The 15,700-nt window shown below is 70.8% G+C and carries 9 protein-coding genes; 4 read left to right on the plus strand and 5 right to left on the minus strand.

Translation table 11 applies throughout. From position 1 onward, the window contains the following. On the minus strand, positions 1 to 4,572 hold the full coding sequence (locus tag IPK71_07525) for a translocation/assembly module TamB domain-containing protein (GenBank protein ID MBK8213590.1): 4,572 nt from the start codon (positions 4,570 to 4,572) through the stop codon (positions 1 to 3). Next, entirely contained in the window at positions 4,572 to 6,740 is a 2,169-nt protein-coding gene (locus tag IPK71_07530) for a BamA/TamA family outer membrane protein (GenBank protein ID MBK8213591.1), read from the minus strand. The genes IPK71_07525 and IPK71_07530 overlap by 1 nt, the downstream gene beginning before the upstream one ends. On the opposite strand from IPK71_07530, the gene IPK71_07535 reads away from it, so the two are divergent. Continuing rightward, entirely contained in the window at positions 6,725 to 7,195 is a 471-nt protein-coding gene (locus IPK71_07535) for a hypothetical protein (GenBank protein ID MBK8213592.1), read from the plus strand. The two genes, IPK71_07530 and IPK71_07535, sit on opposite strands and share 16 nt — an antisense overlap. Positions 7,196 to 7,203: 8 nt before the next feature. Next, positions 7,204 to 7,428 (plus strand): hypothetical protein, encoded by a 225-nt coding sequence (locus IPK71_07540; protein ID MBK8213593.1) that lies wholly within the window; start codon positions 7,204 to 7,206, stop codon positions 7,426 to 7,428. A 123-nt stretch (positions 7,429 to 7,551) separates the two neighbouring features. On the opposite strand, the gene IPK71_07545 is transcribed toward IPK71_07540, so the two are convergent. Then, positions 7,552 to 8,658 carry a hypothetical protein gene (locus tag IPK71_07545; protein ID MBK8213594.1) on the minus strand — a complete coding sequence of 369 codons (1,107 nt, stop codon included), beginning with the start codon at positions 8,656 to 8,658 and terminating at the stop codon, positions 7,552 to 7,554. Between the two features lie 228 nt (positions 8,659 to 8,886). Here IPK71_07545 and IPK71_07550 point away from each other — a divergent pair, with 228 nt between their 5' ends. Beyond that, positions 8,887 to 10,104, plus strand: coding sequence for a hypothetical protein (locus IPK71_07550; protein ID MBK8213595.1), 1,218 nt, complete (start codon positions 8,887 to 8,889; stop codon positions 10,102 to 10,104). A 39-nt stretch (positions 10,105 to 10,143) separates the two neighbouring features. On the opposite strand, the gene IPK71_07555 is transcribed toward IPK71_07550, so the two are convergent. Both IPK71_07555 and IPK71_07560 read right to left on the minus strand, forming a co-directional pair. Next, the gene (locus IPK71_07555; GenBank protein MBK8213596.1) at positions 10,144 to 11,154 is read right to left on the minus strand and encodes a cytochrome c3 family protein; all 1,011 of its coding nucleotides are present in this window, start codon (positions 11,152 to 11,154) and stop codon (positions 10,144 to 10,146) included. A 1-nt stretch (position 11,155) separates the two neighbouring features. Beyond that, positions 11,156 to 12,997: a hypothetical protein gene (locus IPK71_07560; GenBank protein ID MBK8213597.1), complete on the minus strand. Its 1,842-nt coding sequence runs from the start codon at positions 12,995 to 12,997 to the stop codon at positions 11,156 to 11,158. A 106-nt stretch (positions 12,998 to 13,103) separates the two neighbouring features. On the opposite strand from IPK71_07560, the gene IPK71_07565 reads away from it, so the two are divergent. Continuing rightward, a complete protein-coding gene (locus IPK71_07565; protein ID MBK8213598.1) occupies positions 13,104 to 15,656 on the plus strand; it encodes a DUF3160 domain-containing protein in 2,553 nt (850 codons plus the stop codon). The last annotated feature ends 44 nt before the right edge of the window (positions 15,657 to 15,700 follow it).

The raw sequence follows: 15,700 nt of genomic DNA on the forward strand, positions 1-15,700 counted from the left end.
TCAGTAGCGGTACTGCCACACCGTATCCATGGTGGCTTTGCCACGGTCTCCGACGGTCGTGGAGAGGGTCCAGTTCGGGGCGAATCGGACCACCACGCTGCCGAGGCTCTTGTCGGGCTCGTGGATCGGTGGTGTGCCGAGCACGTAGGCGAATTTCAGCCAGATATCGCGCGCGACCTGGACCTCGAACTCCGGTCGGGGGTTGTTCGCGTTCGTCATGTCGATGCGCGTCTGCGTCGTGAGCCCCGTGAGCCCGTCGAGCGCGGAGTCGAGGCCCTGGGCGAGGACGTTGCCTCCGAACGCCGCTGCGGCGCGCGTCGTCGCGTCGGGTTTCTGCCCGCTGCTCGGCGTCGCGTTGAATCCGTCGGCGGTCCCGAACACGATGAGCTGCAGGAGCTCGCTCTGGGGGCGCGCCGGCTCCGAGCGGAGCGTCACCTTGCCGGTCTTCACCGGGCCCACGAAGTCGGCGATGACACGCGTGCGGTCCTTCGCGGTCCACGACGCCGTGGCGAGCACCGTCGGGTTCGCTGGGTCCTGTGGGTCGAACGTGACCGTACCTCGCTCGATCGAGAACTTCTTCCCTTGGAGATCGAGCGCGCCCGAGACGAGCTGAACGGAGCCCGCGATCGCCGTGGTGCCCTCCTCGACGTGCACCCGTGGTTCCCCCGTGAGCTGCACCGTGACCATCGCGCCGCGCCGAACGTCGACGTCGCTCCCGAGCTTCACGGCGACGTCGAGGGTCGCTCCACCCGCGCGGCGTTCGTCGTCCGCTCCGCGACGCGCTCTCGGGGGGCGTGCGTCGACGAGCACGCCTCCCTTCAGGACACCGACCTTGATATCGGCGCGTTGCGGGAGCTCTTGCACGGCCTTTCCCGCGAGATCGGAGAGGCGCACGTGCAGGCTCGGGAGGTCGACCGACACCCGAGTGGCTTGGGCCGACCGCCTCACGGTGACGTCGGCGCGGCCGTACACATTTCCGAGCGTCTGCCCTCCGAGCATGACGTCGAAGGGGCGGGCCTTGGCGATCTCGAAGCGCGCGTTCGCGCCCGAGAGATCGAGCCCGTCGAAGCGCGCACGTGCGGCCCCGTCGATCCGTCCAGCGCCGTCGCTCGCGGTGATCCCCGTGACCTCGACTACGCCGCCCGGCAAGAACGTCACTTTGGCGCCTACGTCGCGGAGCTCTTGGCCGAGCGCCGTCGCCACGAAACCGACGTCGCGGAGCTCGGCTCCACCGAACATGCGCACGTCGGTACCTGTAGGGTCGGCGACTACACGGGCGTCGGCGTCGAGTCGACCATCGAGGTCGGCGAGGGCGCTCGCGACGAAGGGGCGGAGCGGGAGCAGTCGGAAGGACTTTGCGACGAGGCGCGCGTCGAGCGAACGCCGTGTGTCGAGGAGCGGGACGAGGCGCGCGCCCCAATCGACGCCGAGCACGAGGTTCCCCTCGAGGTGGCCGTCGCTCTGCTCGACGCGGAGCGCTCCCTCGACGCGCCCGCCCTTCGAATGCACTCGGACCGCTGCCTTCGGAGCCCGCGCGTCGGCGAGACCCGCGTCCGTGAGGCGAAGGTCGAGATCGAGCGCGGCGTCGTCGTGGAGCTTCGAGAGCGTGACGCTGCCGTCGACCGAGCCGCGCACGCGGTCGTCGCCGACGGGTGGGAGCGCCTCGAGCGCGAACGACTCGAACGTGAGCCGCCCCCCAGCCGACCAGGGGATTCGTTCGAACGGCTGCCCCGCGAGGAGCGGGGCGACGGGGACGTTCGCGTCGAGCTCCGCTTCGGCGCGGCCGCGGTTCGAGCCGACGAGGGTGGCAGAGGCGCGAGCGGTCGCTCCGTCGTAGGTGGCGCGAGCGGCGAGGTCGTTCGAGGCGCGAGCGCCGGCGAGCCCGAGGCGCTTGCCGATCACGTCCACAGTGAGGCGCGGGGAGCTCGGAGTGCCTTCGAGCACGAGCACGGCGCTGGCGCTCCCTGTCGTCCCCCGGGGGATGGGCTGAAGCTCCCGAGGCCACGACGCGAGCTCGCGCTCGTTCACCGTCACGCGGGCCGCGAGCGGGGTCGTGAAGAACGCTGCGCGGGCCGAAGCGAAGTCGCGCGCGAGGAGCGCATCGAGCGGCACCGTGCCCTTCGTGTCGACCGCGACGAGCTCGCCGCGGCGGTCGTAGGCGCGCGCGAACGCGGCGGAGAAGCCTGTCGCGCCGTCGATCGTCAGCGTGGCCTCGCCGTCGACACCGGCGACGCGGAGCGGGTCACCCCCGGGGCGCGCCACGAGGAGCTCGAGCCCCGCGGTGTCGATCGCTACCGAGAGCGAGGGGGCACGAGAGGCCGCGTCCCCCGAGAAGCTGCCTCGGAGGTGGGCGCGCCCTGCGACGGGTGCCATGGGCAGACCCGTCGGGGCCAAGAGGCGCGTGAGCCCGTCGAGGTCCGCTCTCGCGTCGATGGTGCCGGAGCCCGTCGCGGAGGCCCACGAAGCGGCGAGCAACGCAGGGCCCGCGAGTCGAACCTGGGTGACCTCGGCCTTCGCTGCGAGCGTGTCGCCGAGCGAGGCGTCGAGCTTCGCCGTCGCGACGTGATCGACGAGGCCTGCGTCGAGCGAGACGTCGGCTCGCGCGATGCCCGGGAATGCGCCGCCCGTGAGCCGAGCGTGGACGACACCCTCGGCGTCCGCGGAGCCGACCGTAGCGTCGGCCGAGAGCACGAGGCGGCCCGAGAGGCCTTGCACGTGAAGGAGAGAGGCGAGGTTCCCGAGCTCGACACCGTCGGTGCGCGCCGTGACACGCACGACGCCGTGGTCACGGGAGAGGCTCGCTTCGACGGGCGCACCGAGCCCAGTGATGGTGATGTGAGGTGCGGAGATGTGGGTGCCGAGCGTGATGGTCGGCGCAGCGGCGTGGAGCTCGGTGCCGTTCGCGGCGACTCGGACATGCGTGTTGTCGAGCGTGAGGCCGCCGTCCGTCGTGGCCGTCGTCGTCGCGTCGAGCCCGTGGATATGGGCCGGGCCCGCGTCGAGGTCGGACGCGTGGAGCGCTGCGGCGATGCGTGGCGCCGTCGCGCTTCCCTCGACGTGGGCCGAGAGGTGAGCCGTGCGCGCCCGTGTGGCGTTCCACGCGAGCCTCGCGACGGTCGCGTCGACCGTGGCGTCGACGGTGAGCGTCCCGAGGTCGAGCGAGCCCCGCGCATCGAGCCCGAGCGTACCGCGCCCCGGCTTCCCGAGGCGTGACGCTCGGGCGAGGTCGACGTTGCCCTTGGCGTCGAGCGAAAGGCGCCCCTTCGTCCCGTCCGTGAGGGCCCTCGGGAGTCGTGCATGGGCCGAGAGCGCGATGCCATCGTCGGCCGCTGCGAGCTCGGCTCGCGCGTCGCCCGTCGCGTCGAGGGTGGCGTCGAGCGTGGTCCTGGGGAGCGTGATCCCGCCGATGTGCGGGGCGTCGACGAGCTCGAGCCGGGCCTCTCCGGTCGTCGCGCCCGCAGCGGGGAACCTCAGCTTCGCCGTGAGATCGGCCCCGAGGCGCGAATCGGGCGCGCTCGGCGAGAAGGTCGCGAGCTCGGCGCCGCGCAGCGAAGCACCGAGCTCTACCTCACGTGGCTCCCGTGGCGTGGCTCGCGCGGTCGCCGTGAGCGTCGCGTGGTCGACGTCGAGGACTACGTGTGTGCGCACGTGCGAGGCGTCACCTTCGGCCTCGAGCGCGGCGGCGACGTTTCCTCGTGGCCTGAACGCCGGAACGAGCGCCCCGAGCACTCCGCACGTGGTCTCCGGGAGGCGAGCGCGCACGCGGGCTTTCCCGTCGAGCATTGCCGCGTCCGCGAAGAGGCTCGTGTCCGACACGGTCAGGCCCAGCACGACGCGGGCGTCGGGGATCGGTCGCGCCCCGCCCGAGAGCACCCGCCCCGTCGCTCGGAGGGTCGCGCGCTGCCCAGGGATCGCGCCGCGGGCCTCGGCGGAGAGCCCGTCGACGTCCACGGCGAGCGCGCCGCCCGAGAGCTCGAGGCGCCCGTCGAGCGGAGCGACCTCGACGTCGACGGCGACTCCGTCGCGGGGGCTCCCGAATATCCATGCGTGATGCACGTGAACGTGGCCGAGGCGGAGCTCCGGGCCGGGGCTTGAGCTCGGGACGGGAGGCTTCGGGCTCTCGAGCGCACGAAGGAGCTTCGGCACCGAGGAGGAGTCACGTCCGACGTCCACGGCCAGGTGGTCGGCGCTCACCTCGTCCAGCGCGACGACGAGCGTCGGCTGCGTCCCCGCCACGAAGCCTACGGCCCGGCGCGCGAGCGTCAGCACGTCGGCGCGCGCCGCGAGCCCTTGGGCCGAGATCAGCACGTCTCCCGTGTCGGAGACGAGCCGCGCGTCGATTCCGCTCACGCCATCGAGGCCGATCCGCCCGACGCGGTCGAGCACGATTCGCCCACGAAATTGCCCGTCGAGCGCGGCGGTCACTCCGCCCGCGACGAGCCTCCGTCCGCGTGGGGTGTCGACGTGCGCGAGCACGGCGACGACGAGCGCGACCACGAAGACGAGCAAAAGCGCCGCCCCTTTCCCGAGGGCCGCGAGGAGGCGTCGTGCGCGGGGTGCCGTTCGGTTCATCAGAACGCCTCTCCGATGCCGAGGGAAATGGCGATCGGCGCCCCGAGGAACGTCGCGGGCGCACGCTCGCTCGGATCCGGGCCACCCAGGACCTGTGCGCCCGGGATGCGGTAGCCGACGTCGAAGCGCAGTGGACCGACCGGCGTCCCGTACCTGGCGCCGAGGCCGCACGACAGGTGGAGGTGCGTGAGGCGGAAGTGGAAGCGCTTCCCCGAGACGTCGCTCGCGTCGCAGAAGGTGGCGGCCGAGAGCTGCCCGACGACGTCGACCCGGAGCTCGACGGAGGCCTCCCAGAGCGTGAACCCCCCGGTGGGGGTGCGGCAGTCGCCCTCGCACACCGTGGTGAGCCGCTGCGCCTTCTGCTCGGGCGTGAGATCGGTGACGTCGGCGTAGGGGCTTATCGCGCGCAGCGGATAACCACGGTTCGACGTCGGTCCTCCGGAGAAGAACCCACGGAAGTACATGAGCTGGTAGTCGAACGTGCGCTCTTCGAGGCTGAGCGAGCTCGGGTCTCCGTAGACGGCGCTGCCGTAGTTGAACGGCAGCAGCACCCCGACGGCGACCTTCGCGGCGAGGGTCGTGCGTTTCCCGAGGGGGACGTACCCGCGTGCCTCGGGCACCACCTTCACGTCCCGCGCGTCTCCGCCGAAGCCGGCCACCTGCATCGCCGTCGCGAAGAAGGCTCCCGAGTGAGGCTTCACCCGATCGTTTCGCAGGTCGACTTGCACGACCGCCTCGGGATACGACACCACGACGGTTCGAAGTGTGTCCGATCTCGTACCGATGTAGGTGAATGGGTAGGCGACCTGAAGGTTGTGGGCCAAGGTTCCGAAGAGGCGTTTGTAGGTTCGCTCGAGCCCGATCGCGTTCCGGAGCTCGCCGTACCCTTGTACGGTCGCGTTCTCGCGGGGATTCGGGTCGAGCAGTACGGGAGCGACGCTCCCACCCGGGCGAAGGAAGCCGCCGGTGCGGCCACCGAAGATCGCGGGTTGCCGGAGATCGAGCTGGAGCTTGGCCTCCGGGAGCGGCTTCTCGGGCGCGACGAAGTTGTTCACGCGGAGCGGGTAGAGGACGACCCCCGCGCCGACGTCGACACGAAAGACCCGGAGCCCGCCGAAGAAGTTCCGGTGCTCCCACCCGGCGAGGCCGTTCACCGCGGTCTTCAGCACGTCGAACTCGAGCCCGCCGCCGAGCCGGAGCGTGCGGAGCTTGGCCGGTGTCACCCTGACGCGCACGGGCACCTTGCCGTCGGGGCGCGGGCCACCCTCGAGAGAAGGCTCGATCTCGACCGACGAAAACACGCCGAGGTCGAGCAGCGCTTGCCGGGCGTCGTCCTGTGCCTGGGTGGAGTACGGGTCGTCCTCGCGGAGCGACAGGGCGGCGCGCACTTTGTCTTCCGGCAGGGCGCCGAGCCCCTCGATCGTGATCTCGCCGAGCCGTGCGGGCGGTCCGGGCTCGACGTGGTAGTGAACGGAGGCGCGATGGCTCACGAGGTCCACGTTCGCTTGTGCCGTGACCGTGGCGAACGCGTGGCCGCGGTCGGTGAGCGCGCGCGTAAGCCCTCGTTTTGCGCCGTCGTAGGCGTCTTCGTCGAACGGCGCCGACACCCCGAGCTTCTCGAGCGCGGCACGCCGAGCCTCGTCGCCGAGGCCGGGGTCGAGCCCGTCGAGCCCGTCGAGGCCGGAGATCCCGAGCGCGCCTACCGTGGTGAGCGGGCCCGGTTCGACCAAGATCTCGACTCGGACGTGATCGCGCGCCGTCGCGTGGATGCGACCGGCGCGGGCGTGCGCTTCGTAGTAGCCCCGCGCGCGGCATGCGGCCTCGATCCGCGCGAGGTCCTTCTGGAGCACCGAGGGCTCGAAGAGCGTGTATTCGTAAACGACCCCGCGAAAGAGCCCGAGGAACTTCTCGCTCGGCACCGTGGCGATTTTCTCGGCGAGCTCGTTCGTGTCGGGGCCGCCAGGGCGCCCGCTCACGTCGCGGACCTCGACGCCGTACACGGCCGAGCGCCCTTCGGGGATCGTCTGGCACCCGGCGCTCGCCAGGGCCGAAGCGATGGCCAGGACCGAGGCGAGCCCGTGGATCGAGGTCTTCCGTGAGCGCGCCGCGCCGAGCTCTCGGGGGAAGGCACGCGCTCTGCACGATGGTGGTCGTGCTCGCCGCCTCATGCGGTACCCCGAGCTTGCCAGGCCCCCCGCTGGCCGCGCACGTGACGGCCGACCTCGTCGCGATCGACGCGCCGCCGCCACCTGCGCGTGTCGAAGAGATTCCGCCGCGCCCTCGTGGAGTCGAGGCCGTGTGGCTCGACGGCGAGTGGGTGCTTCGCGGGTCGCGATTTCGCTGGCGCCGAGGGCGATGGGCGGAGCGTGTGCCGGGCCTCGCGTTCGCGCCGTGGTCCGTGGTCCGCGCCGAAGATGGTCGGCTCTTCATGGCCCCCGGCAAGTGGGTCGACGTTCACGGAAAGACCGTGGATCCGCCGCGCACGCTCGCCGAGGCCGAGGCCTCGAGGGCCCTCGTGGTCGGCGCTACGGGGGAGGAAGAGAACGTCGGGCGTGACCTCCGAGACAACCGCGACGGAGGGGCCGGCCCCCTTCGCGAGCGAAACGACGCGGGGGTACGTTGACCCGCGACGTGCTCTGGATGGCTCTCCAGTGCGTGTCGCTCGCGCTCGCGGTGACGTCGTGGGTCGCGATCGTCTACGGGCAGGCTCGCACGAGAGGCGTGAAGCTCGCGCTCGCTGCGGCGCTCGTGCCTCCCCTCGGCGCCGTGCTCGCGATCCGCGCGAGGCAGCCCGTGCGTGCGCTCGCCTTCGTCGTGAGCCTCTGTGCGTACGTGTCGACACGGATCGTGACCTGACGGCGCGCGGCGTGGACCCGCGGCGACCCCGTCGATCTACCACGCCCATCCGAACGAGCTGCACGGCGCGCCCTCGAGCGTGCCGTTTCGCCGCGTCGGTCTGCGCAGGCGTGAGCCCCGCCGTCAGTGCTCGGCCGTGACCGTGACCCCGCAGGTCGTCTTGGAGACGTCGAAACGCTGCGCCCATAGGTCGTTCACGCCGCCGGTGTAGGACACCTTCGTCGCCGTCTCGGAGGTCTTGGCGAGCCAAACCACGGTGCGCCCCTGGGGGTCGCGGTAGGCCTCGCCGTCGGCTTCGGAGGAAGCTGCGTAATACACGCTGTCGGGAGCGAGGCGGCCCACGAAATGGGCCTTCGCCGTCTCGGAGGGGACGCACGGACCCTCGACGAGGCACTGGTAGAGGCTCTCGTCGGAGTCGATCACGACGAGGTCGAGCGAGCCTTGCGCGAACACGAAGCCGACGGGGTTGTCGCCGCGGTGGGCGCGGTAGCTCGTGTAGGCCTTGCCCGTCTTTTTGTCCGTGATCGTGCGCACCTTCACGAGGTCGTCGTCGGTGGCGAGGACCGCGTCCTTCGCGTTCGTGACGCCGCCGATGCCGAGCACGAGCTGCTGCTTGCGAATGGCCGAGAGCGACGTCGTGGGGCGGATGGTGGTCTCCTTGCCGAACGAGAGGCCCGCCTTTTCGTCGAGCTCGTAGCGGGTCTGCCCGAAGAGGCACACCTGGGCCTTGGCGCGTGCGCTCACCTTGCACTCGTAGACGGAGTCGTCGCCGATGCGGGCGACGCGCGCGCCCGTCCCTTTGGCCATGACGAAGCCGTGCGGGTTGTCGCCCGCCGAGTAGCGGTAGTACGAGAAGACGCGACCCGAGGCCTTCTCGGTGACGTCGCGAACGAAGAGCTCTCCGTCTTGTACGAACCCGAGCACCGCGGCCGGCGTGGTGAGGCCGTCGATGCCCGCCGCGATCTCGACCTTCCGGTACTCGTCGAGCGCCGAGGCCGCCGTGATGCGCGTGACGGGCCCGAGGGTCAGCGCGCGCGACGCCTCGAGGGACTGGCGCGTCCGCCCGAAGAGGCACGCCGCGGCCGAGATGGCGTCCTCGCTCTCGTCGACCACGGCCTCGTCGGGGGCGCCCGTGGTGCCGTCGAGCGCGGACGCGCAGCCGATGAGGGCGCCTCCCGAGGCGATCACGAGGGACACGAAGGCAGCGAACGGAGACGGGGCAGTGCGCATGGGGCCTCGGAGGGTTGAGTCGCACGTGCACCTACATTGGCGGACCTCGTCGCGCAAGGGCCCGCAGCGTGTCGCTCTCGGTGAGCCAAGGCTCGGACGAAGGGCCGCACGGCGAAAGAAGGGCGCATCTGCGCACGACTTGCGTGAGGTGGCGTGGCCGAGCCCACGTGACAGCGTCTTTTTCGGATCGGCATAGGCGCTGCACTTCCTCTCGGCATGGCGCACCAAGTGACTCCTGCCCTCCCCCTCGACAGCTCGTTCGGCCCTCGTGCCCACCACGATCTCTCGCGTCGCGAGCTCGTGTCGGTGGCGCTCGGTGCCGGTCTCGCTGCGGCATGCTCCTCCGACGACGCCCTCGCTCCCGAGACGGAAGAGATGGCCTCGCGCGAGGCCAAGGCCGCGTACCCGAAGCTCAGCCCGACCACGATCAAGGGCACGTACGGCCGCACGCTGCCCGACGGAAAGACGGGCCGATATCAGGTGGCGTACGTCGGCGAGAAGTCGACCCCGGCCGGCACGTTCCATCGCTACCGCAGCACGAGGTCGGGGGCCGCGTCGGGCGCGGAGCTCTGGGTGAACCCGAAGGGAAAGGGTGTGTTCGAGCTCGGTGGCGCCGAGTTCTCGTCCGAAAATGCGGCGGCGCTCAAGGTCGCGAGCCCAGCGACGATCACCCTCGCCGCGCCGGTCGTGGTCGACTTGGGCGCGCCCGTCGGTGTGCCTCAAGCCGCGACCGCACGGGGCGACGTCGCGCTCGCCGGAAAGCCCGTCGTGTCCGCCGAGGCCAAGGGCACGTATACGGTCGTGGCGCGGGGCGTCTCGGTCGAGGGGCCGCAGGGGCTCGTCGTCGCAGGGTGCACGCAGGTGCGCATCGAGGCCGAAGTGCCTATTTTCTTCGGGGCGACGAGCCTCGGGCTCACGGCCGAAATCTGGTACTCGGAGACGCTCGGTGTGGTGCGTGGCGATCTCGGGGGCCCGCTCGCGGGCTTCGGGTGGGGCGTGAAGGGCTCGCGCGGCTCGCACGAGCTCGGCGACGGGTACGTGAGCGTCGAGGCGATGGACATCGTCGGCAAGGGCGCGTCGGCCTCGTTCGAGCTCTCGACCCGCGAGGCACACGGCGTGAAGGACGCCGACAAAGACTCTCACGCGAAGATGCTCGTGGAGCTCCGGTGGGCCGACGACGCGATGGCGAAGACCGACAAGCGCCCCTCGATCGATCCCGTGTTCGGAACCGATACGGGCATGTACTCGGCGACGCTCGAGCAGGTGCCCGTCTCCTTCTTGCACCCCGAGGAGAACGGCAAGGGCTACGTGTACTGGTACTACTACGTGGATCAAGCCGCGAAGAACCAGCCCGTGAACGGCATCGAGTACCACGCCGGTGTCCGCTACGACTCGAGCTTCTCGCCGCTCCGGGTCACCGCGCGTATCGTGTACAAAAAGGTGTAGGTTGCACGTGCGTGGGGCGACCTCGAGGCCGCTCCACGGTCAGTGAGCCGTGGGGCCTCCCGAGAGGGGGAACGTCGCGTCCAGGATGGGCATGGTCGCGAAGGCCGAGAGCGTACCTCCGCGTGCTTCGAAGCCGCGCACGTACACGACGCCGACGCGTAAGGCCAAGGCCCTCGTGGCGTAGCGCTCGGGGATCGCGAGCTCGAACACCCGCTTCGTGTCGTCGAGCCGAGAGTCGCCCGTCTCCGGTCGCAGCGCGCCCTCGCCGAAGGCGCGACGGTGTGCGTCCCAGTCACGATGAAGCGAGGTCTCGAGGTCGGCCACGATGACGCCCGTGTCGGGCTCTTCCAGCCATGCCCTCACCTGGAGCGCTCGAAACACGTCTCCCGTGGGCATCTTGTGGCCGACTCCGAGGGTCGCGAGAGAGAAGCTCGCGCTCTCGGGCGCCCGTGTGACGTCGCGTACCTCGATCGCCCTCCCGAGCGCGGCGGGATCCCGCGAGACACGAAAACGATGATCGGCGCGCCCCTCGCGACCGCGCCGCATGTGGCACGAGGCGCACGGTACGTCGCGGTAGCGGCTCTGCGCGTGCTCGCTCTCCGTGCTCTGGAGGAGCGTCGCCGAGCCCAGGCTCGCGAGCTCGTGGCATTTCGCGCACGGGACCGAAGCTCGCGGCGCGGACGCCACGGCCGCGTCGGTCGAGAGAGCGGCCGAACGCCCGTGCGCTTCGGCCCCGGGGTGGCAGCTCTCGCAGTCGATCCCTCGCGAGGCCCCGACAGCATCGCCCAGCTCGGCGCGCCGAGGCGCGTGGCAGGCTGCGCAAAAGGGGAGGGGCTCTTCGCGGTACGAAGCCTGAAAGTCCGGGCTCGTGAAGCTCTGCTCGTGCATCGAGCCGCGCCACCCCTCGACCTCTTCGGCGTGGCACGAGGCGCAGCCGCTCATACCGCCTCGCCCCTCGGAGGGTGGGGGCTTCGGCGGCGTGTGGTCGCACGCGGCGAGCGTCGCGCCGACCGCGAGCACGATCGCCGCGAGCGAGTCCCTCGTTCCCATGTCAGAACGCGAACGTCCCCTTGGTGACGTCGTAGGTGAAGGTGCGCGTCGGCGTGGGAACGCCGCACACCACCTCGGCGCGGAGATCGAGCGCCTTCGAGGCGAAGGTCGCGAGCGCCCGTGCCTTCTCCACGGTCGGGGCGAGCGCGGCGAGGTTCGAGGTCCCGCGAGCGTCGAAGCTCACGAACGTGATCGTGTCGCCGAGCTCCTGCTTCCCGCGGAGCTTCGCGCGGAGGCTCGGATAGTCCTTCGGAGGCTTCGGGGTCGTGTCGGCGAGCAGCACGACGACGGGCGTCTTGCAGGTCGCGTCGGCGGCAGGGGGCCATGGGTGGAGGCCTCGCCCCGTCGAGCCGTTGTCGCGGGTGTCGCGGCATCGCATGACCTCGCGCGGTCGCTTGGTTCGGTAGATCGCGCGGAACGGCTCGGGCGCCTTCCAGCCGTAGCCCTTCTCCACGCGGCGCACGTTCACGTAGACGTCGTCCGGCGCAGCGGCGATCACACCCTCCACGTGGAGCGGACCTCGTAGCTCGTTCCCGAACGGTGGCTCGGGCAACGGCACGGGCTCCCATACGCCGTGGTCGCGACGAAAGAGCGCGTCCGAGCCGCGGTCGCCCTTCCCCGGAGCGACGATCCAGAACGCGCCGCGGTCGACGCCCACGAGCGCTCCGGCCGCAGGCAGAGCCTCTTCGTGGATCTCGCCGCCGCGCTTCTCCTCGAGCCATGTCTTCGTCGGGAGCACGACGTAGAGCGTGTCGTCGGGGGCGATGGCCCAGCTGAAGCCCGGCGAGAGCCTCGGGTTGAGCTTCGACGGAGCGAGCGTCTCGCCGTCGTATACGAAGAGCGCGCCGTCGAGCTCGAGGATGGCGCGCGCCGACCCCGCGGCGAGCTTCACGCTCCCTCGGGATGGCGCGGGAAGTGGGAGATCGCGCACCGCCTTCGTCGGAGACCATCGCACGAGGGTCGTCGCGCCTTGCCCGTCGGCGACGCCGAGGACCTCTCCGTTCGCGAGCCTGGCGAACGCGTTCCCCGTGGCGAGCTGCGCGAGGTCGGCTCCCGGGACCTTCGCGTCGCGCACCCACCCACCATCTTCTCCGAGCACGCGGAACGACCAGCGCCCGCTGGGCTCGCCCCGTTCGGAGACGGCGTCGGCGCGCTCCGCGAAGAGAAAGCGCCCCGGGCCGTACGCGCCCGCGGCATGAAGCGAGAGCACCGGTGTGCTCCCGGTTCGCATGTTCCCGGCGTCGCCGAATTTCGCGCCGCTCGGGAGAACGAGCTTCCAGTCGGAGCCCTTCGAACCGCTCGTGTAGAAGTCGCTCGCCGAGACCATGCGGCTCGAGACGTCGACGATGGCCCACAGTTTGTCGGGCGCCGTCCCGCCGATCGCGCGAGGCGCCCAGAAGTCGAAGGCGCTCCCGAGCCCCCCGTCGGCGACCGGCGTGAGGCCCTCGTCTCCGACGATCTGCGCCGTGGTCGCTCCGCCGCGTGACCACGGGCCTTGGGTCATTCCGTAGGCAAAAATGGCTCCGTTCTCCAAACGGAAGACCTGGCCGTGGATGCACATCCCATCGACGATCGGGTAGAGCGGCCCCGGGCCACGCGCGCGTGTGCCCCACGGGAGCTCCGGGGCGGCCGCGGCATCGGGGCGCGCCTCGGCGTCGCGATCGGCTCGCGCCACCCCCGCTTCGATCACCGCGCTGCTCGAGTCCCCGGCCGCTGACGCGCCTTTGTCGACGGCGGGTTGCCCGACCGAGTGGCACCCCGCGAGGAGGCCGACGAGGATCGCGCGTGGAGCGCCGAGACGCGAGGCGAGAGGGGGAGGCGGAGAGGCGGCCATCGAGCGCATGAGAACGCCGCTCCTCCCCGTTGTCATCCATCGCGGAAGAGCCGTGGCGTCGAGGGCGTTCGCGAGAGGCGTGTCACACCTTCCCACGTTCGCGCGACGGAGAGTCATGGTCGCGTCGTCCCGCCTCGCTCTCGGGTCGCTCGTCTCGTTGCTCCTGGCGACGGGGTGTGCTTCCCACCTACCTCCGGTCTCCAAGGCACCGCGGAGGGTCGTTTCGTCGCGAGGCTCCAAGCCTCCCGAGAACGAGCCCCCGGAGCGATTCGAACGGCAGCCGCGCGACCTGGGGGCCGAGGAAATCCCGGACGAAGCGGTCGTTCGTGCGATCGCTGCCGTGCTCGCCGAGGACGACGCCGGCCGGCGGGAGGCGCCTCGGGTGCGCTGGGACAAGAAGAGCACTCCGAAGTATCTCGACAGGGTGATCGAGCGTTATGGCCTCACGGCGAAGGAGCGCTCGATGCTCTTCGAGAGCGGTATGGTCGTGCTCTCGCGCGTCCAGTTCCCGAGCTTCGGCGAGGCGATGCACGAGATTCACCGCCAAGAGCTCCCGCTCTTCGTCTCGGCCGACGCCGTCCTCCAGGCCGTGTTCCGCTCCCACGAGGCGACCCTGCTCGCCGCGGAGCGCGTGGCGGCCGATCGCATCGCCGAGATCTTGGACAAAGCGCACGCGACCCTCGGCGTCGAGGCGAAGGGCAAGAGGTACGACCCCGACGCCGCGAAGGACGCCGACCTCTTCTTGGGCGTCGCTCGGACGCTGCTCGGAAAGGGCGAGGTCGTGTCGCACTTCGGGCAAGGCAAGGCGATCGAGGCGATCGCGGAGCGCGCGCGATCGGCCGAAGGGGTCGAGGAGGTGACGATCTTCGGCAGGCCGCGTCGCGTCGATTTCTCGTTCTACGAGCCGCGTGGCGTGTACCTCGACGCGCCCGATCTGCACGATTATTTCCGGGCGATGGTGTGGCTCACGCGCCTCGAGATGAACCTCGTCTCTCGAGGGTCGCAGAGCTCGTCTCCCGTGCTGACGACCGCGGAGACGCCTCGCGAGGCGGAGCTCGCCCTCGTCCTCGCCGACGTCGTCGAGCGCTCCGGCGTGGGGCCCGACGTCGAGAAGATGGACGCTTACGCTCGTGCGCTCGCGGGACCTCGTGAGGACGTCCCGCTCTCCGCGCTGACCGGGTTCGCCAAGGCGCGCGCGATCTCGCTCAAGGACCCGGCCTCGGCGCAGGCCGCGCTCGCCGCCGCGATCGGCAAGGGATACACGCGCACGGTGAACCACCACGTGATGCCCCAGGACACGACCGAGGAGAACCTGCCCGTGATCGCCACGTTCTTCGGCGTGTCGATCCCCGCGGATTCTCGGGCGATCGTCACCCTCGTCCCGAGCGACGCCCCGGTGGCTCACGTCCCCCGCGGGCCGGAGCTCGGGTACTTGATGGGGGCCGACGCAGGCATGTCCTACCTCGACCCGAGCGGAAACCCGGCGCTCCTCCGCAAGGCTCGCGCCGATCTCGAGCGAGGCCTCGGCGGCAAGGACCTCCACGCGACGTGGCTAGACCTCGTGCGGGGCGCGACCCGGGTCCCGGCGGGGGTCGTCCCGAGCTTCGTCGGCACACGCGCCGCCTCGGATCGCCGCGTCGCGATCGGGATGGCAGGCTACGCCCAGATCCACCACGCGCACGTCCTCCATACGTCGCAGGTCTACGATTTCGCGGGCTGCGAGATCCCCGACGCGTACGTCGAGCCTACCGATGGGGCCCTCGACGGCGTCGTCGCGTACGCCGAGCGGCTCGCCCTCGCCGCCCAGAAGCTCCCTCACCGCGACGCCGAAGGGGCGCGTGCGATCGTCGACGACGCGGGGCGGCTCGCCGAGACGGCCCGTGTGCTCCGCAAGATCGCCAAGAACGAGCTCGCAGGTCACGCGCCGAGCGCACGCGAGCTCGCCTTTCTCCGCATGGTGGCCGAGTACGTTCCTGCCCTGCGCGGCTACACGGCGACGGAGCCGGGCCGCTACAACGGCTGGTATCCGAGGATGCACACGTCGCGCGCGAGCGCGTTCGAACAAGTGCCGTACTCGGTCGACTACTTCACGTCGACTCGGAAGAACGAGGTGGCCTTCGTCGGCGAGGGGAGCCCTGTGCTCGGGGTCTTCGTGGTCGACACCGGGGGTGAGCCGAGGGTCATGGTGGGGCCCGTGTCGCGGGCGTTCGATCGTGTTCGCCCCCTCGGAAAGCGTGTGCTCGTCCCCGACGCCGACGACGCGCAGCCGAAGGGGAGCCCGATCGTTTCGGAGCCCGCGCTCGCGGCCCACGAGAAGAGCTTCGTGGCTCCGCTCGCCACGGTGCCGGGCGTCGACGTCACGGTGACCGACGACGAGGTGACCGTCACGAACGACAAGGCATTCTCCGGGGGAACGTTCGAGCTCGTCGGGCCTCATGGGGAGACCCTCGCGCGCGCCGTGGTCCCGAAGATCGCCGCACGGCCCCGCCGCCCTGGCCATGAAGACGACCCCGCCTCCTCGGAGGAGCTCACCGAGGTCCACGTGCCGTTCGTACCCGCGAACGGAAAACGCAGCGGTGAGGCCTCGACCTACCGGCTGCGCCTCGCCTCCGGCGAGGTATGGACGAGCCGCGGAATGGGGATGGGGCTCGAGTACGACACGCACTGACACGTGGTCGAAAGTAGCCTCTTCGTACGTGCGAGGAGGCCTCG

This window comes from Myxococcales bacterium, assembly GCA_016712525.1.
GTDB lineage: Bacteria > Myxococcota_A > Polyangia > Polyangiales > Polyangiaceae > JAAFHV01.